General features: G+C 72.3%; 13 protein-coding genes. 5 read left to right on the top strand and 8 right to left on the bottom strand.

Going from position 1 to position 19,583, the window contains the following annotated elements; all coding sequences use genetic code 11:
* Positions 1 to 84: 84 nt before the first annotated feature.
* From ACQP2O_RS36055 to ACQP2O_RS36040, 4 genes are all read right to left on the bottom strand, one after another.
* Positions 85 to 1,560 (bottom strand): NADH-ubiquinone oxidoreductase-F iron-sulfur binding region domain-containing protein, encoded by a 1,476-nt coding sequence (locus ACQP2O_RS36055; RefSeq protein WP_433173061.1) that lies wholly within the window; start codon positions 1,558 to 1,560, stop codon positions 85 to 87.
* On the bottom strand, positions 1,557 to 2,462 hold the full coding sequence (locus ACQP2O_RS36050; RefSeq protein WP_433173059.1) for a hypothetical protein: 906 nt from the start codon (positions 2,460 to 2,462) through the stop codon (positions 1,557 to 1,559). The genes ACQP2O_RS36055 and ACQP2O_RS36050 overlap by 4 nt, the downstream gene beginning before the upstream one ends.
* The gene (locus ACQP2O_RS36045) at positions 2,449 to 3,660 is read right to left on the bottom strand and encodes a M23 family metallopeptidase (protein WP_433173057.1); all 1,212 of its coding nucleotides are present in this window, start codon (positions 3,658 to 3,660) and stop codon (positions 2,449 to 2,451) included. Before ACQP2O_RS36045 ends, ACQP2O_RS36050 begins: the two co-directional genes overlap by 14 nt.
* A gap of 342 nt (positions 3,661 to 4,002) precedes the next feature.
* Positions 4,003 to 6,834, bottom strand: coding sequence for a glycosyl hydrolase 2 galactose-binding domain-containing protein (locus ACQP2O_RS36040; RefSeq protein ID WP_433173055.1), 2,832 nt, complete (start codon positions 6,832 to 6,834; stop codon positions 4,003 to 4,005).
* A 403-nt stretch (positions 6,835 to 7,237) separates the two neighbouring features.
* Here ACQP2O_RS36040 and ACQP2O_RS36035 point away from each other — a divergent pair, with 403 nt between their 5' ends.
* Positions 7,238 to 8,701, top strand: a complete 1,464-nt coding sequence (locus ACQP2O_RS36035; protein ID WP_433173053.1) for a cellulose binding domain-containing protein — start codon at positions 7,238 to 7,240, stop codon at positions 8,699 to 8,701.
* Positions 8,702 to 8,880: 179 nt separating this feature from the next.
* Here the strand turns inward: ACQP2O_RS36035 and ACQP2O_RS36030 are convergent, their stop codons facing one another.
* Positions 8,881 to 9,735 carry an SDR family oxidoreductase gene (locus tag ACQP2O_RS36030; protein WP_433173051.1) on the bottom strand — a complete coding sequence of 285 codons (855 nt, stop codon included), beginning with the start codon at positions 9,733 to 9,735 and terminating at the stop codon, positions 8,881 to 8,883.
* A 148-nt stretch (positions 9,736 to 9,883) separates the two neighbouring features.
* Here ACQP2O_RS36030 and ACQP2O_RS36025 point away from each other — a divergent pair, with 148 nt between their 5' ends.
* The 3 genes from ACQP2O_RS36025 to ACQP2O_RS36015 all read left to right on the top strand — a co-directional run bounded on the left by ACQP2O_RS36025 (position 9,884) and on the right by ACQP2O_RS36015 (position 13,328).
* Entirely contained in the window at positions 9,884 to 10,327 is a 444-nt protein-coding gene (locus ACQP2O_RS36025) for a winged helix-turn-helix transcriptional regulator (RefSeq protein ID WP_433173049.1), read from the top strand.
* A gap of 150 nt (positions 10,328 to 10,477) precedes the next feature.
* Positions 10,478 to 12,403 carry an RNA polymerase sigma factor gene (locus ACQP2O_RS36020; RefSeq protein ID WP_433173047.1) on the top strand — a complete coding sequence of 642 codons (1,926 nt, stop codon included), beginning with the start codon at positions 10,478 to 10,480 and terminating at the stop codon, positions 12,401 to 12,403.
* 283 nt (positions 12,404 to 12,686) lie between these two features.
* Entirely contained in the window at positions 12,687 to 13,328 is a 642-nt protein-coding gene (locus ACQP2O_RS36015) for a pentapeptide repeat-containing protein (RefSeq protein ID WP_433173045.1), read from the top strand.
* A gap of 132 nt (positions 13,329 to 13,460) precedes the next feature.
* Here the strand turns inward: ACQP2O_RS36015 and ACQP2O_RS36010 are convergent, their stop codons facing one another.
* The 3 genes from ACQP2O_RS36010 to pgm are packed head-to-tail and all read right to left on the bottom strand — an operon-like array spanning position 13,461 to position 18,656.
* Positions 13,461 to 16,331: a hypothetical protein gene (locus ACQP2O_RS36010; RefSeq protein WP_433173043.1), complete on the bottom strand. Its 2,871-nt coding sequence runs from the start codon at positions 16,329 to 16,331 to the stop codon at positions 13,461 to 13,463.
* A 54-nt stretch (positions 16,332 to 16,385) separates the two neighbouring features.
* The gene (locus ACQP2O_RS36005) at positions 16,386 to 16,964 is read right to left on the bottom strand and encodes an alpha-ketoglutarate-dependent dioxygenase AlkB (RefSeq protein ID WP_433173041.1); all 579 of its coding nucleotides are present in this window, start codon (positions 16,962 to 16,964) and stop codon (positions 16,386 to 16,388) included.
* 54 nt (positions 16,965 to 17,018) lie between these two features.
* Complete coding sequence (gene pgm / locus ACQP2O_RS36000; RefSeq protein ID WP_433173039.1) at positions 17,019 to 18,656, bottom strand: phosphoglucomutase (alpha-D-glucose-1,6-bisphosphate-dependent); 1,638 nt, start codon at positions 18,654 to 18,656, stop codon at positions 17,019 to 17,021.
* 153 nt (positions 18,657 to 18,809) lie between these two features.
* On the opposite strand from pgm, the gene ACQP2O_RS35995 reads away from it, so the two are divergent.
* Positions 18,810 to 19,571 (top strand): pirin family protein, encoded by a 762-nt coding sequence (locus ACQP2O_RS35995; RefSeq protein WP_433173037.1) that lies wholly within the window; start codon positions 18,810 to 18,812, stop codon positions 19,569 to 19,571.
* Positions 19,572 to 19,583: the final 12 nt, after the last annotated feature.

Below are 19,583 nucleotides of genomic sequence, written 5' to 3'. Positions count from 1 at the left end.
CGTTCGGGGTGCCCCTGACTTACCCGCTGATCGGTCGCCTGTGCGGTGGCCGCCCGGCTTACGCGCCTGCCCGTCAGCGGACCGTCACGGGTTCTTGAGGCGCAGGGCGAGGGCGGGGCACATGTCGATCGCCTGGTGGGCCTGCCGGAGCAGCCGCTGCGGCACCGTCTTGCTCTCGACGACCGGGAAGCCGAACTCGTCCAGGCTCACGAGGTCGGGGACGAGGTGCCCGCACAGGCCGTGCCCGGCGCAGCGGGCCCAGTCCACCGTCAGCCGCAGCCCGGTGTCCTCGACCTCTTCCGCGGCCGCCTCTTCGCCGTCGATCGGCAGCAGGCCGCGTACCGGCCGGCCGCAGGTCCCGTCGGCCAGGTGGACCGTGACGTCCTCTGCGAACACCTCGAGGGCCGAGGCGATGAAGCGGGACGTGCCGTCCGGGTGATGGCAGGCCCCGCGTCCCTTCACGACCTGCATGCCCTGCCGTACGGCCGACAGGGCGTCGGACCGCGAGTCGCCCTCCGCCAGCGCGCGCAGCGACCGAGCGAGGGCGGGCAGCCCGAGGCGGCAGGGGCCGCACTGCCCGGCGGTTTCCAGGCCCATGTAGGCGGCGACCCGGGCGACCTCGCCGAGCGGGCACACGTCCGGGGCGAGCGGCAGGATGATGCCCGCACCCAGGCTCGCGCCGGCCTTGGCGATGTCCTCCCGCGACACCAGCGCCCGGTTGGCGGCGGCGGGCGGGAGCCACGCGCCGTGGTAGCCGCCCATCAGGACACCTTGGCCGACGTCCGCCCGGCACAGGTCGAGCACCTGGAACAGCGGGGTGCCGGCGGGGGCCTCGACGACGACCGGCCGTCCGCTGGATCCCCAGACGGTCATGAGGACGGTCCCGGGCTCTTCGGCGGTCCCGATCGCCGCGTACAGGTCCGGCCCGAGCTGGGAGAGCAGCGCGAGCTGGGCGAACGTCTCGGCGTTGGACAGCAGGGTGGGCAGTCCGTCCACGCCACGCTCCGCGGCCCGTACCTTGCGGCCCGGCGGGAGCGCGGGATTGCCGTTGACGCCGTTGACGAGCGCGCCGCCCTCACCGGTGACGAAGCGTTCCGGCAGCCGGACGACGCGGATGAACCCGCCGAGGTTGCTCTCCACGACCGCGCTGCGGATGGACCGGCCGGCCCGGCCGCCGTCGGTCACGCCGATGACGACCTCGCGGGCGCCGAGCGCGAGGGCGGCGAGCATCGCGCCGTCCAGGATGAGGTGCGGGGTGCGGGCCATCAGCAGCTTGTCCTTGGCGCTGGCGGGCTCACCCTCGGTGGCGTTGACGAGGACCACGGTCTGGGCGTCCTGGCGGCGGGCGGCCGAGACCACCGCCTTGACCTTGCGGGCGAAGGGGAAGGCGGCGCCGCCTCGGCCGCGCAGGTCGACCTTCTCCGCCAGCGCGATCAGCTCGCGCACGCTCCGCCGCCGGAACTCCCCGTGGATCTCCCGGTGTGCGGTCTGGTCGATCCGCTGGTGACGGTGGAGTCCGCGGCCGAGGCGCGGCGGCCCCACGTACCGGTAGTCCATCATTTGCGGTCACCGAGCCACGGCGCGGTCTCCGCGCGCAGCGCCGCCCAGAACTCCTCGTCGGGCAGTTCGCCGTTGTCCGCGGAGCTCCTGGTGCTCGCGTCGACGCGGGGGTCGGCGCCGCCGTGGCGCGGTCCATCGTCGCCGCCCGTCACCCGGCCGTCGCCCCGGACCTTGCGGGCGCGGAGCATGCGCCGGTCCCGGGCCAGGCGCGGCAGCCGGCCCGTCGCCGCGATCAGTACCAGGACGGCGCAGACGATGTAGCTCCACGTGACCCAGGCCTTCGGTGGACGGCCCGCCATCAGACCGTGGACGATCGCCAGGGGCCACATCACGTACGCGAGCGCGTGCACGGTGCGCCACATCCACGGCCGGGTGATGCCGACGAAACGGCCGCGCAGCACCCCGGTGCCGAGGATGACGACCAGCAGGTCGCCCGCGATGGTGCCCAGGCCGACCAGGACGGCGCGGCGCCCGTGGCCGGTGAAGGGCAGGAACGCGTCCAGCACGCTCGCGTGCGCCTCCATGACCTTCAAGACGATGTGCGTGGCGAGGAAGCCGACGGCCATCACCGCGGTCGCGCGGTGGGCGCCCTGGGCGAGGATGCGCAGGCCGATCGGCAGGGTCCGCTGCGCGGCGGCCACGCCGGCGACGACCGCGGCGGTCGCCGCCAGGAGCGCGAACACGCCGACGTAGAACTCCAGGAACGCCCGGAGCCGCACGACCAGGGCGGCGCCCTGCGACGTCCGGCCGACCACCAGCACGAAGGCGAGGAGCAGCAGCGTGACCAGCGTCGCCCGGGCGCGGCCGGGTCTTCGGGGGGGACGGTCCCGCGCCCGGCGGCGCCGCGCCCCGGTCTCCCGGGGGGCGTGCCGCGGGCCGGAGACCCGCTCAGAGGCTGCCATTGGGGCTCTCACCGGGGAGGGGGAGGTTCGGGACCCGCACGCTCGGCGAACCGGACTTCGGCGTGCCGGAGGGGGAGGGGCTCCCGGACGGTACGGCCGGTGAGGTCGGCATCACGCCGAAGTTGAGCAGCGGGTTGTCCGCGTCGACGCGGACACCGGCGCGCTCGGCGAAGGTCGCCGCCGGCGTCTCCCGCAGGGTCCAGCCGCCGAGCTGGAGCCGGTCCAGGCGCATCGGGCCGTCCGCGTCGCTGAGCGCGAACCGGACCATCCGCTGCGGTGCCTCCCCGCCTCCGCACGGCTGCTCGGTGCCGGTGCGGCCGAGGTAGTCGCCGCGCTTCACGAGGCTGCCGTCGCGCACCCGCGTGACGTCGCTGAGCTGGTAGTACTCGCTCGCCAGCCCGTTCGGGTGGATCAGGAGCACGAGTCCGTGGCCGGGCGCGGAGGAGCACAGCCGGTAGATCCGGCCGTCGCCGGGGGCGAGGACGCGCCCGTCTCCGCCGTCGAAGCCCGACACGCCCTTGTCCGAGGCGAGGAGGGACCAGGACTGCCCGATGCCCCACGGCAGCATGAGGCCCGTGTCGAGCGGCGTGTCGGCCGCCGCGCTGAACTTCGCCAGCACCGGCCGCTCGCCGTCCGACACGACGGAGGCCGGCGCCTTCTTCAGCAGGGCGGCGAACTCCGGGGTCCCGGCGAGGGCGACGTCCCAGCCGGTCCCCGTCATCTGCGCGAGAAAGACGGATGACTCCGGCATGACCGTCATATCCGATGGCGGGGGGATCGTCGCGGTACCGAACGCCCAGTCGTCACGGCTGTCCATCCTGCTCAGCCGCACGATGGGGGTGTTCAGGGTCCCGACGCCGTAGTTGCGCCGGACCATGGGGCTGCGCTCGGCGAGTGCCACCTTCTCCACCTTCCGGCTCAGCTGAGTCGCCGGGCTGACCGGGATCCGGGACGGTGAGGGATGGGCGGAGGCCGGACGGTGCGTGCGCGTGGGCGTCGCGTGGACGCGGCGTCGTTCGGCGACCGGGTGCCGGGCGGACGGCGGCATGACGACCTGCTCGACGATCGCGGCGAGCATCAGTCCCACCGCGATGACGACCACGCTGCCCAGGGCGGAGACCCGGTCGCCCAGCGACGCCGCCGGCCTCCGGCGCCGTGGGGGGCCGAGCCGTCCGTGCCTTCGGTGAGTCCTCGGCATCGACCTGCCTCTCCAGAGGACGATCGTTAGTGATCGAAACCGGATTGCGAGAGGAGTGTAGGGCTTCTGTGACCTTTTCGAGCGCGGAAAACGTGAAAAATCATCACAGCGAAGGTCGGCTTTGCGGAGCGGAATGAGATCGTCACACCGCGCTCCCGAATCAGCCTCGTTTCCGGCATCGGGCCATTTCCCGGAAGTGGACCGCGAACCGCCCGGTGCTGCCATTCGAGCCGATGGGCGGCTGAGAGAGCCGTCCATTCACTCGTAAGGTCGCGCCGGGCGGTGCCTATGTCCGGATCCGGCCAGCTTTCCGGGCAGTAGGAAATACGTTGCGGACCGTGTTCAGCCTCGTGCGGGGACGGTCTGGTCGGCGAGGTTCCAGCCGGTGAGCCCGACGACGGGCGTCGCGCCCCGGAGGTCCGCGACGCGGTACCGCGCGGTCAGGGTAGCGCTCTGGCCCGGCCAGAGGGTGACGTCATTGTCGCTCCACTGGATCGGCAGGACCTGGTCGTCACCGCCCAGCGCGTGGCCGTCGGACCTGCCCCGGCGCACGTCGGCACGCGTGAACACCGTGGGCACCGGCTTGCTCCCCACGTTGCGGATCGTGACCGTGGTGGTCGCCTCTCCGCCGTTCCGCCGGGTCGACGCGGACGCCTGGATCTTCGCGGCGGGCAGGCTCCGCAGCCCCGTCAGGTCCGCGTAGCCGCCCGGAGCGAACACCGCTCCACTGCCCTCGCCGAGCGTCTTGGACCAGTCGATCTCGTCCGTCTTCGTCGACAGCCAGTAGACGTTCCGGCTCACCGTCGCGCCCGGTCGGGTCAGCGTCAGCTCCAGGAAGTACGTCTTGGAGATCCCCGCCGGGACCTTCGGAGCCAGTACGGTCCGCACGTCCTGGCTCGCGAGGCTCGGAACGGCCTGCCGGGCCGTCGCCCGTACGGTGCCGTCGAGGTCGATGAACCGCGCGGTCGCGGTCAGGCCGGACTGCGCGGTGTTGGTCAGGTTCGCCACCTTGATCGACTTGCCCGCGTAGTCGTACATTACGTGCACCGGTTCGCCGGCCTTCTTGGCGCCGAAATACACGCCCGGCTGGTCGAAGTCGTAGTTGTACAGGTTCCAGTGCAGCGACGGCCAGGCCTTGTTGAGCATCCAGTAGATGACGCCGGTGCTGGGATTGACCGCGTCCTTCGAATGCCCGAGGTATGCCTCGAACTGCGCCCGCGTGACCTCGTACCCGCCCATCTGGGCGATCTTCTGATACGACGCCATGTCGGACCAATGTCCGTAGCGATTCCACAACGGAGTGTTGTACTGCCCCATCCGGGCGGTCTTCGTATAGGCGTTGTACTTCGGAAAGACGTGGTAGATGTCCGGGCCGGAGCCCGGCCCGCCCGCCGTGCTCGGATCCCACACCTTCTGCTGGTCCGCCGCCGTCAGGAACCGGTTGAGCGAGTCCTGGGTCGGCACGGTGTTGCCGGCGCTGGTCTCGGTGTCGTACGCCCAGGCGCTGCCCGCGTTGGTGTAGGTCGGGTCCTTCTGGTTCGCCGTCTCAGGACCGTTCGCCCACCAGTAGCCCGGCGGGACGTAGTTGTACGGGCCCTCCTTCGAGCCCGAGGAGCCGAGCTTCGGCGACGACTTGTACTCCGCCGCCGACACCTGAGGCGTCGACCAGTCCGCTGCCGCGAACGCCGCCAGGTAGATCGCCTCCTTGGCCGCGTCGGGCGCCTCGTCGCTGCCCTGGAAGAACGTGAAGACGCTCGGGTGGTCGCGCAGCCACTGCGCGACGTGCGTGGCCTGGTTGCCGGCGTTGGCCTTGAGCGCGTCCGGCCACTTGGAGGAGGGGTCCTCCCACCGGTCGCAGCACTGCCAGCCGGGCATGGCCAGGATGCCCTCGCGGTCCATCTGGGCGAACATGTCGTCCGGCGGCAGGTTCCCCTCGAAGCGCAGGGTGTTCAGCCCGAGGTTCTTGACGTAGGAGAGCTGGTCGTGGATGTTCCGCGGGTCGTACCGCATGAACATGTCCGGCGACCAGCCGCCACCGCGGATCACCAGCGGGACGCCGTTGACGACGAACCGCCGCGAGCCGTGCGACGCGTGCGTGCCGGCGGTCACCGGCGTCAGCGACGACGTGACGGTACGGATGCCGAAGTCCTCGTCGGTACGGTCCGAGGCCCGCCCGTCGACGCTCGCGCGCGCCGTCAGGTGGTACAGCGGCTGCGCGCCGAGCTGGTACGGCCACCAGACGGCGGGGTGCGCCAGGTGCAGCGACCGGTGGTCCGCCGGCGTCAGCGTCACCGTCCGGGTCGACTTGGCGGGCACCGTGACGTCCGCCGACACGGCGACGCGCGTCGCGCCGTGGCTGATCGTCGCATCCAGCCGCGTCTTCCGCTCCGCGTCGGTGTCGTTGCGCAGGTCGGCCTTTACCGTGAGGTCGGAGCTGCTGAGGTTCGCGGCGTTGTGCTGGACGACGTGGACGTTCCGCAGGGAGACCGGGCCGGCCTGGGCGAGCCGCGGCGCGAAGCGCAGACCCGTGTTCTGGTCCGGCGCGGCCGGGTTCCAGTCGAGCTGGCTGTCGGTCAGGTACGTCTTCTTGTCGTTCTTGGCGACGTCGAGCGCGATGGCGTTCTGGCCGTCCCGGACGTACGGGGTGATGTCGTACTCCAGCCGGGAGTAGGCGCCCTGGAGCTGCGACCGGTCGGCGACCTTGGTGCCGTTGACCCACAGGTCCGCCGTGCCGAGGACGCCGTTCATGATGAGGAACGTGCGGCCGTCGCGTCGCGGGTGGACGGTCAGCTGCTCGCGGTACCACCAGTTCGCGTTGAACTGGTCGGCGGGGACCTTCGCCAGGTTGTCGGAGTAGAAGATGTTCGGGTAGCGCCCGTTCTCGAGCAGCCCGGCCATCACCGTCTGCGGGTGGCTGATCGGCAGCCAGCCGCCGACCGCGTAGTCGGGTCGGGAGATCGTCGCCCCGGAGCCCCCCGCGACGGCGGAGGACTGGATCTTCCAGCCGGAGTTCAGCTCGCCGTCGGACGAAGGCGCCGCCGACGTCGCGCTCTGCGCCACGGTGACGGACGGGGGCGGCGCGGTCCCGGTACGGGCGGCCGCCGAGGCCGGCGTCGCCGCGGCGAGCATCGCGCATACCGCCAGGACGATCGGCTGCGAGCTCAGCCTGGACACGGCGCCTCCTGAAGATCTTTTGAATCGCATCCGGTTAAGTCCCCGGTGAGGGGTGATCGTCAATCTCATTAACAATGGCCGGAAACGGACAGCGGCCTGGAATCCGCGGATGTCGTTCCGGGCGGTCCGGCCCCCGAGTGGGCGCTCCGGCCGCGTGGTCACCGCCTGCGCCGTGGGCGCGGTCCGGTGGTGCCGTTCGATGTCCTGCCAGCGTACCCGCCGGGTGCACCACGCCGGACGAGCCGGCGATCGGGCGGCGCGGGCGCGGGACGAGGGCCGCGACGCGTGAACGGCGATGAAAGCGTCTTTTCCGTGCACCGGCTCCGGGTTTACGGTCGGGTGGCGGCGTATGGGAGCGCTCCCATACGCGGATTCTCCCGGTAACCCGTTCATGGAGCCGTCAATGCGACCTCGACGCGTGCTCTCCTCTCTGCTCGCCCTGCTGCTCGGCGTCTGCGGAATCGGCCTCGTCACCGGCACGGGCACCGCGTACGCCGCGGTCGGCTGCGGTGTCGACTACGCGAAGAACGACTGGGGCGCGGGCTTCAGCGTCACCATCACGATCCACAACCTCGGCGACGCCCTGAGCGGATGGACGCTGACCTACGCGTACGCCGGTGACCAGAAGCTCTCCCAGGGCTGGAACGGCACCTGGTCCCAGAGCGGTAAGAACGTCACGGTCACCAACGCGAGCTGGAACGGCGCGCTGGCCGGCGGCGCGACCGCCCAGATCGGCGCGAACTTCACCTACAGCGGCGCGAACACCGACCCCGCGTCCTTCGCGATCAACGGGACGACGTGCACGGGCTCCGGCGGCGGAGGCGGCGGTGGTGGCGGCGGGGGCGGGTCGACCGGCCCGGCGCCCGCCCTGCACGTGTCCGGCAACAAACTCGTCAACGCGAGCGGCGCCACCGTACGGCTCCGCGGCGCGAACCGCTCCGGCGGTGAGTTCATGTGCGTCCAGGGGCGCGGCATCTGGGACGGACCGGTCGACGACGCCGCGATCGACGCCATGGCCGCCTGGAAGATCACGGCGGTTCGCATCCCGCTCAACGAGGAGTGCTGGCTCGGCCTGAGCAACATCGACACCCGGTACGGCGGCACGGCGTACCAGAACGAGGTGAAGGCGTTCGTGTCGCGGCTCGAGAAGCACGGCATCACGCCGATCGTCGAGATGCACTGGAACTACGGCACCTACACCGGCCCGTCGTCAGGGTGCTCGGACGTCCACGCCACCTGCCAGAAGCCGATGCCGGACGCGCAGTACGCCCCGTCCTTCTGGAGCGGTGTCGGAGGCGCCTTCAAGGGCGACGACGCCGTGGTGTTCGACCTGTTCAACGAGCCGTACCCGGAGCGCGCCACCGGCAGCGAGACCTCCGGCTGGACCTGCTGGCGGGACGGCGGGACCTGCTCGGGGATCCCCTACCAGGTGGCCGGCTTCCAGAGCCTCGTGAACGCCGTCCGCGGGGCCGGCGCGACGAACGTCATCCTCGTCGGTGGGCTGGCGTACTCCAACGACCTGACGCAGTGGCTCCAGTACCGGCCGACGGATCCGAAGAACAACCTCGCGGCGTTCGCGCACGTCTACAACTTCAACACCTGCGCGAGCACGTCCTGCTACGACAGCCAGCTGGCGCCCGTCGCCGCGCAGGTTCCGCTGACGCTGAGCGAGATCGGCGAGAACGACTGCGGTCACGGTTTCGTCGACACCCTGATGAACTGGGCGGACGCGCACGCCGTCGGCTACCTCGGCTGGACCTGGAACACCTGGGACTGCAGCAGCGGTCCCTCGCTGATCAGCTCCTATGACGGCACCGCCACCGCGTACGGCGCCGGTCTCCGGGACCACCTGCGGTCCACATCGTGAGAGGACCCGCGCGGGCCGGTGACGGTCAGGAGGGACCGGCCCGCGCGCCCCGGAGGAGTGTCATGAGACGGAACGAGCCCTCGCGAGGACCGGACCGGTCCGCGTCGGACGAGTGTCATTCGCGGTGTCGGCGGCCGGCCCCGCGCGCCCTTGAGGCCGCGTTTCCGGGATCCGCGACATCAGGCGCCGAGCGTGGCGGTGATGGTCTCGGAGATCGGCGTGGTCGGGCGGCCGATGAGCGCCTTCAGGTCGCCCGGGGTGTCGGCCAGGGCGCCCGCCGCGATGCCGCGGTCGATGCCGACGAGCAGGTCGGCGACCGCGTCGGGCATGCCCGCCCCGATCAGCGCGGCACGGTGCTCTTCGGAGGAGAGGTTCCGGTAGGCGACCTGCTTGCCCGAGACCCGGGAGATCTCGCCGGCGAGATCGTCGAGGGTCCAGGAGACGTCGCCGGCCAGCTCGTACACCCGGTTGTCGTGGCCGGTCCCGGTGAGCACGGCCACCGCGGCGGCCGCGTAGTCCGCGCGGGTGGCGCTGGCGACCCGCCCCTCGCCGGCGCTGCCGATGACGGCGCCGGTCTCGACGGCCTGGGCGATCGACGGGACGTAGATCTCGCTGTACCAGTTGTTGCGCAGGAGCGTGTAGGTCAGCCCCGTCTCGCGGATGATCTCCTCGGTCGCCTTGTGCTCGGCGGCCAGGCCGAGGACGGTCGTGTCCGCGTGCGGCGCGCTCGTGTAGACGATGTGCCCGATGCCCGCGCCCTGGGCGGCCTGCACGGCGGCGGCGTGCTGCGGAACGCGGCGACCGACCTCGCTGCCGGAGATCAGCAGGAGCCGGGTGCCTCCCTCGAAGGCCGGGCGCAGAGTCTCGGGACGGTCGTAGTCGGCCTCCCGGACGTGCACGCCGCGCGCCGCGAAGTCGGCGGCCTTCTCCGGGCTGCGCACGGCGGCCACCACCTGGTCCGCGGGCACCTTCTCCAGCAGGCCGTCGATCACCAACTGGCCGAGCTGTCCGGTGGCACCGGTAACGATGATCATACGAATCTCACTCGCTTCACCGATCGGGTGGACGTTGCCGCCCAGTTCAAAGTACGCGCGATACGCTAGTGCTAACTTTTCGAAAGTGCAATCCGATGGAACAGCACTGTCGATTAGCTCAGTGCAGTCGAGAAGTATGCTGTGCGCCATGGGCAGCCACGCGACCGATACCCCGCCGACCGACGGTGACACCGGCGGGCCGGGATCCGACGACGGCTTCGCCGGCGTCCTCTTCGACGTGTTCGCGGGCCGGTGCACCTCCCGGGAGGCGCTGGGGCACATCACCGGACGGTGGGGGGTCCTCGCGCTGGGCGCCCTCAGCGAGGGGACGTACCGCTTCAACGCGCTGCGCCGCCGCGTGGACGGAGTGAGCGAGAAGATGCTCGCGCAGACCCTCCAGGCGCTCGAACGCGACGGCTTCGTCCTCCGCAAGGCCGAGCCCACCATCCCGCCCAGAGTCGAGTACAGCCTCACCCCGCTCGGCCGCGAGGCCGCCGAGCGCCTCCTGAACGTCATCGAGTGGCTCGAGGCCAACATGCCCGAGGTCATGGCCGCCCAGGCCCGCTACGACCAGGCGAAGTCCGCCCGGTGACGGTCCCGTTCCATGGTCATGGCGGCTCGGGCCCGGTACGGCCCCCGGTGACGGTCTCACCCCGCACTCGTCTTTTCCGTTATCGCGGAGTCTGATCCACGTCTCCCGTACAGAGCGTGCCTTCATGGACGAGGCGAGATGAGGAGCGAGATGGATGGGGACGTACGGCCGGGCCCCGAGACGGTCGTGGCGGCGCGGCACGGGGACCAGGCCGCACTGGACCGGCTGATCGCCGGTTACCTGCCGCTGGTCTACAACATCGTCGGGCGCGCGCTGGACGGGCACGCGGACGTGGACGACGTCGTCCAGGAGACGATGTTGCGCGTCGTCCACGGCCTGGAAGGGCTCCGGGATCCGGACAGCTTCCGCTCCTGGCTCGTCGCGATCGCGATGCGTCAGGTCCGCGACCACTGGCGCCAGGGCCGGACCGCGCCCACCGGCGGCCTGGACGGAATGGACGACGTCGCCGACCCGGGCGCCGACTTCGCGGACCTGACCATCCTGCGGCTCGGCCTGTCGGGGCAGCGCCGGGAGGTCGCCGAGGCCACCCGCTGGCTCGGCCCGGACGACCGGGAACTCCTGTCGCTGTGGTGGCTCGAAGCCGCCGGCGAGCTCACGAGGGCTGAGCTCGCCGCGGCGCTCGACCTGCCGCCCGCGCACGCGGCCGTCCGCGTACAGCGGATGAAGGCACAGCTGGAGACGGCCCGCGCCGTCGTGCGCGCGCTGCACGCGGTGCCGCGCTGCCCAGGCCTCGCCGAGCTCACCGCGAGCTGGGACGGCGTGCCGGATCCGGTCTGGCGCAAGCGGCTGGCCCGGCACTCCCGCGACTGCACCGCCTGCGGAGCGGGCTGGTCGGGCCTGGTCCCGGCGGAGCGGCTGCTGACCGGCCTGGCCCTCGTGCCCCTGCCGGCCGGCTTCGCCCTGTACGGAGCGGCGTTCCCCGGCGGCCACGCCGCGCCGGGCGGGAGCCAGGCCGGGTCTACTGGAGGGCACGCCGGGTCGGGTGCGGGGCATCCCGCGACGGCCGGAGGCCAGGTCCCGCCTGCGGGCGGGCAGGCTGGGTCCGGGGGACACTCGGCAGGCGGGTCGGCGTCGGGCTCGATGTCGGCGGGGGGACAGGGCGGCACCGGCGTTCACGGTGCCGTGGCCCGGGCCGGGCGGCTCGGCCGTGCGGTGGATCACCTCACGGCCAAGCAGGTCGCTGTGGCGGCGGGGGCGGCGGTGGTCGCCGGGGGGACCGCCATCACCGCGGCCGCCTACACCGGGAACGCCCCGACCACCGCCGAGCGCCCGCCAACCGCTGAACGCCCGCTCACGGCCGGACCGCAGCCGATTCCGTCCGCCGTGCGCAGCACGCCCGCGCACACGCGGAGCGCACGGCCCACGCGGCGCGCGAAGCCCCGGCCGGTGTACGGCAGCAACGTCGACGCCGTGGACCGTGCCCCGGCGAAGAACGCGTCCCCGGGCCGGCTGCCAGTCCGTGCCGAAGGGCGGCCGCTGGTCTTCTCCGGCAAGTGGGAGCAGCCCTTCCGCGGCTCGCTGGGCGGCCGGTACCTCATGTTCTACCGCGACGATCATCTGACGATCCGGGGGCGCGGATACTTCCAGGTCCGCTGGGAGATCGCCTACTTCAACCGGCCGGGCGTGCTCGTCATGCCCACTTGGACCGGCCTCAAGGGCAAGATCTTCCATGTCGCGTCGGGAGGCGGCCGCCGAATGGACGACGCCGTGCCCGGCGCCACGGACCGGCCCCATACCTGGATGGGCCGCCCGGACAAGGGCTACATCACCCTGCCGCAGGGCGCCCAGCAGATGTGGCAGAACGAGTTCTACTACATCGACGGCGAGGTCACCCTTCGCCAGCATGAGCGCGGGGCGGACTACAACCTGGGGATCACGCCCGTGAGCAGGGCGGACGTGGCAGCCGACATCGGCCGCGCGCCCGACCCGGCGCACGGCATCGTACGCTTCGGGCTCGTCCGCGACACCGGCCGCGACGACGCGCCGGTCCCGCAGTACGCCACCCGAGAGGACATCCTCGGCCCCGACGTGCCGCAGCGCTCCCGCCTGACCTGAGCCTCCCGGCTCGGATTCCGCCGCCCGAGCGATCCTGAACCGCCCGGCTCGTATCTCTCCGGCGACGCCGCCCTCGTCCGCGCCGGCCTGGTCGAGACCATCACGCTGCGCGTCGCCGACCAGATCCGCCGCTACCTCGACCGCCACGATCGGCGGCCGGGCGTCAGCGCCGACCCGCTCACCGCCGGCGAGCTCGCCACCCGCTTCATCCTCGCCGCGCTGCGCGGCCTCGACCCCGCCCTCCTGGACGTCATCGACGACGGCAGGCCCTAGTGTGGTGCGGATGACGCCGCCTCAGGAGCTCGCCGACCTGCCGTACGCCGAGGCCCTGTCCGCTTACGACGGGTCCTGGCACGAGGACGAGTACGACACCGTCCACGTCGACGGGCTGACGGTGCCGGAGGCCGACGTTTCTGGCGCCCGCTTCATCGAGTGCGCGGTCACCCGGACGACCTTCGAAGGCGGCCGGTTCCGGCGGGCGAGGCTCATCGATACGTGGTTCCAGGAGACCCGGATCGTCGGCGCCGACTTCGCCGAGAGCAGTTGGCAGGACGTGAGCTTCCTCGGCGGCGTGCTCGCCGGGCCCGCGCTGTTCGGCGCCGAGCTGTCGCGCGTAGTGTTCCAGGGCTGCAAGCTCGACTCGTTGAACTTCCGCGACGCCCGGCTGACCGACGTGCGGTTCGACGACTGTCTCCTGCGCGACGTCGACTTCGGCGGCGCCACGCTCCGCCGCGTCACCTTCCCCGGCTCGCGGCTCACCGGCGTGGACTTCTCGCGCGTCACGCTGGAGAAGGTCGACCTGCGCGGCGCCGAGCTCGGCCTGTCCGGCGGCGCGGAGTGCCTGCGTGGCGCCACGATCAGCACCGCACAGCTCATCGACCTCGCGCCCGCTCTCGCCGAGTCCCTCGGCATCACCGTGAAGTAGTCCGCAACCGAAGGCGCGGCATCATGGGGAGCCTCAGCCGTCGCCCGCGTCCGGCCGGATGATCGCGGGCACGATCCGGTAGTCGCGGAAGCGCTGGCACCGTCCTGTCCCCGTGGGCGGGCGATGACTCGCTCATTCCCCCATTCTGCGCCGAGGGGCAGGTCGGCGCGCGCGCGACCAAAGAGCCGTCCAGCCGCCCGGGCCGAGCCAGGAGGTGGGCACGCGCAGGCCGTGTTCGGCGATCCGGTCCCAGAACACCTCGGTGTCGGCGCCCAGTTCGCGGGCGACGGGCAGGGCATGCTGCCACGGGCCGTTCTCGTCGGACAGGTCGGTGGCGGGGTGACCGGGCACGGTGACGGTACGCGGCGGCGTGACGGGGGTGAGCGCGATCGCCGGTGCGCGGCAGGTGATCGTGACCGTGAGGGCGCAGAGCAGTGGCTCGGTCGCCCGGCGGGAGACGGCGCGGGCGATCACCGCGTCGTTCCGGCTCGCCAGGAGCGCTACCGCCCGGCGCGTACGGCGGGCCATCAGGTCGAGCGCGTGGGCGTCGGCGATCGCCGGCCGCTTGACCAGCCTGTGTAGCGCCTTGGGGAAGGGCGGGTCACCGAGCAGCGGCGCGAGCCGTTCGACGTGCTGCCGCAAGGCCGGATCCGGGGACTCGACCGCGGTTCTGAGCGGGCGAACCCCGGTGGCCGCCCACAGGCGATCGAGGTCGACGGCGCCGTCGTCCAGCGCGCGCCGGCAGGCGTCGGCCAGCTGATCCGGGCCCATCCGCCGCAGCCGGACGAGGGCGGCGTCCGGCGGGGTCCGGGCGAGGGCGGCGAACACCCCGATCACCTCCGCGTCGACTCCGTCCTGCCAGGCCCGTTCGGCGAGCGTCTCGAGGACCGGTCCGACCTCCTCGACCAGGCGGGGCCGGCGGCGTCCCCGGCCGGCCGGCTCGGGCGGACCCTCCTCCTGCGGCTCCTCGGCCGCCGCGGTCACACCGGGGAGCGTGGCGACCCAGTCGCGGAATCGCCGTTCCAGGGTCCACTCCGGCGTCGCATTGAACCTCGCCGCGATCTCCGTGACCTGCCACCCTCGTACGGCGGGCCGGCGCGGGCTCAGCTCGGCGTTGAGCAGCAGGATCCCGTCCTTGTCGTACAGGCCCGCGAGGACGCACCGGCCGGCCTGCGCGTTGTCGCGGTAGTACGGCCCGGCGATGCAGTTCCCCATGTAGTCCGACCACTCGGCCAGGGTCCGGGCGTTCCTCGCCACCCGGAACCGGGCTCCGGTGCCCGGCACGACCGTCCCGTCCAGGGCCGTCAGCGCCGCCGGGACGGTGAACTCGCCGGTGAGAGCCTCCGTGATCGCGGTGGCGGCCATCAGGCCCGCGGTGAAGTCGACCCAGGTCCGGACGCCTTTGGGCGGCGTGCCGCCGAGGGCGACGAGCTGCGCGGCACTGGAGACGGCCAGCCGGATGGAGTCCAGCCGCGGTGACAACGGCTCGGGCTCCGGCGGAGGCGGGTCATGGTCGAACCACGGAGCGCCGGTGCCGGGCGTGGCCCGCGCCGCGTCGTGCCCGTACAGCGCGGCCAGAGCGTCGATCAGCTCGGCGTACCACAGCAGGTCGCCGACCACCTCCACGTCGGCGGGGGATGCTCCCGGTGCGGCGGCGAGCCTCCGGAACAGCTGCTCCTCGTCGCCCAGCAGGGGACCCGTCCAGGGTGGGATGCCACCCCATTCGTCCGGCGGCCGGGCGGAGCCGTAGCCGGCGCCCTCACGCCAGCTCCGTAGGTCCGCCCCGGCCCAGGGACGCAGTATCTCGCGGCGGAAGGCCGTGGACTCGGCGAAGAGGCGTTCGGCCGTCTCGATGATCACTAGGGCGTAGTCGCGGGCACGCGCCAGCCGAGCCCTGACGTACGCCTCGAACGTCGCGTCGCGGGGCCGGTCGCCGGTCAGCCTACGGTCGATGTCGCGGACGTACGCGCCGGGCCGGGCCGGCAGGCCGGCCAGTCCCGGCACCGGACGCGTGCGGCCCTCGACCCGGTAGGGCTGGGCGTGGGCCGCGCGGATGACCGGCGCCGAGCGCGCCAGGCCCTCGTCGAAGCCGTGGTCGGCGACGGCCACCGCCGTACGGAGCAGGGCCGTCGCCGCGATCGCGTCCTGGAGAAGCCGGCCGAACAGGCCGTACCAGTAGTCGTCGGGCGGCACCCACCGCGCCGCGTCGGCCAGGGACGGTTCCCGAACACCCAGCCAGGCCGTGAGCCGCCGCAGGATCAGCTCGTCGTCGTCATGCCGGCGGCGTGCGCGAAGGTCGTCGACGCGGTCGCGGCGGCTCTGGGTGGCCAGCCGCCGTTCCCGGCGCGCCAGCCCGGCGTGATGCTCGAGCACGCGCGCCCACAGGTCCAGGATCAGCGCCGGCCTGCGCGGCCGGGCCACCGGCTCGAGGACCTGCCGGAGGTGCTGCGCGAGCGCGGAGGGCGGGCCCGCCGGGGTGAGATCGACACCTTCCGGTGCCCGCAGCTCGAGGACCTGTTCCACCTGCTCCGGGCCGAGGACGTCGCTGGCGGCCGACGCGAGGTGCACGGCGGCCCATCGGCCCTCACGGATCGCCCCCACCGCCGCGGCCCCGACCCGTTTGGTCACCGCGGGCCCGAACAGCGCCACCAGGAACCCCGCCCGGTCACCCAGCCTGTGGGCGTCCTCCACGCCCAGCACCCGCAGCGCGGCCAGGACCGCGTCCCGCTGATCTCCGCGCGCACCGGCCAGGCGCGCCGAACGGAACCCCGACCCGAGGTCGACCCCCGCGCCCGCCGCGACGACACCGCCGGCCTTCACCAGGCGGGTCAGCTCGGCGACCGCGCACCGGACCTCTTCACCGGTGGCCGCGGCCGGTCCCAGCGCGACGGCCGCGCCGGGCGGCATCGCGGACTCGTCCACCACCCTGGCCGGGCCCGACGACCGCGGAACCCAGACGCACAGGTCCGAGGCCACCACGCCACCCGCAAGCCGGATCTTCATCGGAGCAATCATGGCCGACGTCGCCTAACCGGGCCAACGCGGTTTTTCGGGCAGTCAGGATCCGCCTGAGGGCAGCACGGTCCGGAGCGTGAGCGAGACTCGCCGGGAGCGGGGGAGCCGGCCGTGCGGTCCCGGGTCGCTCTTGCGCGCCGCGATCGCATGCCGCCACGCGTACCGGGCCGGCCCGGTCATCACGCACAGGCTGCCCGACTCCAGCCGTACGGGGATCCGCGTCGCCCGATCGGGGTCGGTGAACTCCATCGTGACGGCCGACAGCAGGCTCACCGAGACGACGACCGGGCCGAAACACGGCACACAGTCGACGTGAGCGCTGATGCCCTGCCCCGGCAGGTACTCATTGACGATCATCTGATCGGCCGACGTCTCCATGTGACCCTCCCCGTGGAGACGCGCCACCAGGGGCAGGGCCCACTCCGGGATCGGCGGAGTGGGCTCCGACCGGCCGTCGGAGGACACGCCCCGGCGGCCGTAGTCGTAGCGATGGCCGTAGTGCTGGACGCGGCGCCGCAGCTCGCCGGACCACGCGGCCGCGTCGATCCGGGCGGCCAGGCGGCTCTGCTCTGCCGCGTCCAGCCAGTCGGGGACGTACTGGAGGCCGGGAACGGAGATCATTTCGACAATCTATTCGATTCCGTCACTCCTCGCCGGGTTATCCTCGTGCCGAAGTCAGGAGAGGGCGGAGTCGACGACGGCGCGGGCCTCCTCCTGGACGCGGGCCAGGTGGTCCGGTCCCTTGAAGGACTCGGCGTAGATCTTGTAGACGTCCTCGGTGCCGGACGGGCGGGCGGCGAACCAGGCGTTCTCGGTGCAGACCTTCACGCCGCCGAGCGGGGCGCCGTTGCCGGGGGCGTCGGTGAGCACCGTGGTGATCGGCTCGCCGGCGAGGGCGTCGGCGGTGATCTGCTCGGCGGACAGCTTCTTGAGGACCGCCTTCTCCTCCCGGGACGCGGGCGCGTCGACGCGCGCGTAGGCGGGGTCGCCGTACCGCGCGACGAGTTCGGCGTAGTTCTCGCTGGGGGAGCGGCCGGTGACGGCGGTGATCTCCGACGCGAGCAGGGCCAGGATGATGCCGTCCTTGTCGGTCGTCCACACCGAGCCGTCGCGCCGCAGGAACGAGGCGCCCGCGCTCTCCTCGCCGCCGAAGCCGAGCGAGCCGTCCAGCAGGCCGGGGACGAACCACTTGAACCCGACCGGGACCTCGACCAGGCGACGGCCCAGCCCGGCCGCCACCCTGTCGATCATGCTGCTGCTGACGAGGGTCTTGCCGACCCCCGCGTCGCCCGGCCACTCCGGCCGGTTGGCGTACAGGTAGGAGATCGCCACCGCGAGGAAGTGGTTGGGGTTCATCAGCCCGCGGTCCGGCGTGACGATGCCGTGCCGGTCGGCGTCCGCGTCGTTGCCCGTCGAGACCGCGAACTCGTCCTTGCGGGCGATGAGCGAGGCCATCGCGTACGGCGACGAGCAGTCCATCCGGATCTTGCCGTCCCAGTCCAGCGTCATGAACCGCCAGGTCGGGTCGGTGTGCGGGTTGACGACGGTCAGGTCGAGCCGATGACGTTCGGCGATCTCACCCCAGTACGCCACACTCGCGCCGCCGAGCGGGTCCGCGCCGATCCGGACGCCGGCCGCCCGGATCGCGTCGAGGTCGAGGACGGAGGGCAGGTCGTCCACGTACGCGCCGAGGAAGTCGTACCGGCCGGTGGTGTCCGCCGCGAGCGCTCGCGCGTACGGGATGCGCCGGACCTCCTTGAGGTCGGCGGCGATGAGGGCGTTCGCCCGGTCCTGGATCCAGGAGGTCGCGTCGGTGTCGGCCGGGCCGCCGCTGGGCGGGTTGTACTTGAAACCGCCGTCCGCCGGAGGGTTGTGCGAGGGCGTCACGACGACGCCGTCCGCGAGACCGGTCGTCCGGCCCCGGTTGTAGGTCAGGATGGCGTGCGAGACGGCGGGCGTCGGCGTGTAGCCGTCCCGGCTGTCGATCAGCACGTGTACGTCGTTGGCGGCGAACACCTCCAGCGCCGACACGCGCGCGGGCTCCGACAGGGCGTGCGTGTCGATCCCCAGGAACAGCGGCCCGTCGACCCCTTGACGCGTCCGGTATTCGCAGATCGCCTGGCTGGTGGCGAGGATGTGCGCCTCGTTGAAGGCGGTGTTCAATGCGGATCCGCGATGCCCTGACGTGCCGAAGGCCACGCGTTGCTCCACCCGGGAGGGGTCGGGCCGGAGGGCGTAGTACGCCGTCACCAGGCGCGCGACGTCCACCAGGTCTTCGGGCTGCGCGGGCTGCCCCGCACGCTCATGCACCATCGGATACTCCTTGACCCCGCGGGCCGTCGACGACTCCTACGCCGCCAGTCTGTCCCAGTGCCGGTGTCATAATCGAGGCGGCCTGGCGATGACCGGCGGGAACAATCGTTGAAGAGGGTTGGTTGAAGCTTCAACCAACTAGGGAAGGGCGTCATGAACCTGCGACCCACGGTCGACATCCGCCGGGCCGGCGAGCGCATGGCCACGAAGATCTCGTGGCTCGATTCAAAGCACTCGTTCTCCTTCGGGCACCACCAGGACCCGGACAACACCCACCACGGGCTCCTGCTCGTCAACAACGACGACGTGGTCAAGCCCGGCACCGGCTTCGAGACGCATCCGCACCGGGACATGGAGATCGTCACCTGGGTGCTCCGCGGCTCGCTGGTCCACCAGGACTCCGAGGGGCACAACGGCGTGATCTACCCGGGCCTGGCGCAGCGCATGAGCGCCGGCACCGGGATCCTGCACTCGGAGAAGAACGACCACCGCGGACCGGTGGGCGGCGACGAGCCGACCGAGCCCGTGCACTTCGTCCAGATGTGGGTGGTGCCCGACGAGGCCGGGATCCGCCCCGGCTACGAGCAGCTGGAGATCGACGACGAGCTGCTGCGGGGCGGCCTCGTGACCGTGGCCTCCGGGATGGAGCGCCACGAGGGCGAGACGGCCATCCGCATCAAGAACAAGTACGCGGCCCTGCATGTCGCGCGGCTGGGAGCCGGGGACAGCGTGGAGCTGCCGGACGCCCCGTTCCTGCACCTGTTCGTGCCGCGCGGCAACGTCACCCTCGAAGGCGCGGGCGCGCTGAACGAGGGCGACGCGGTGCGGTTCACCGCGACGGGCGGGCAGCGGGTGACCGCCGCCGAACCGGCGGAGATCCTCGTCTGGGAGATGCACGCCACGATCGCCGCGTGACGGGCGTGACGG

The organism is Actinoallomurus sp. CA-150999 (assembly GCF_050942425.1).
Taxonomy (GTDB): Bacteria; Actinomycetota; Actinomycetes; order Streptosporangiales; family Streptosporangiaceae; genus Actinoallomurus.
Note: the sequence above shows the minus strand (reverse complement) of the source record. Positions and strands in the feature narration are given on the sequence as shown.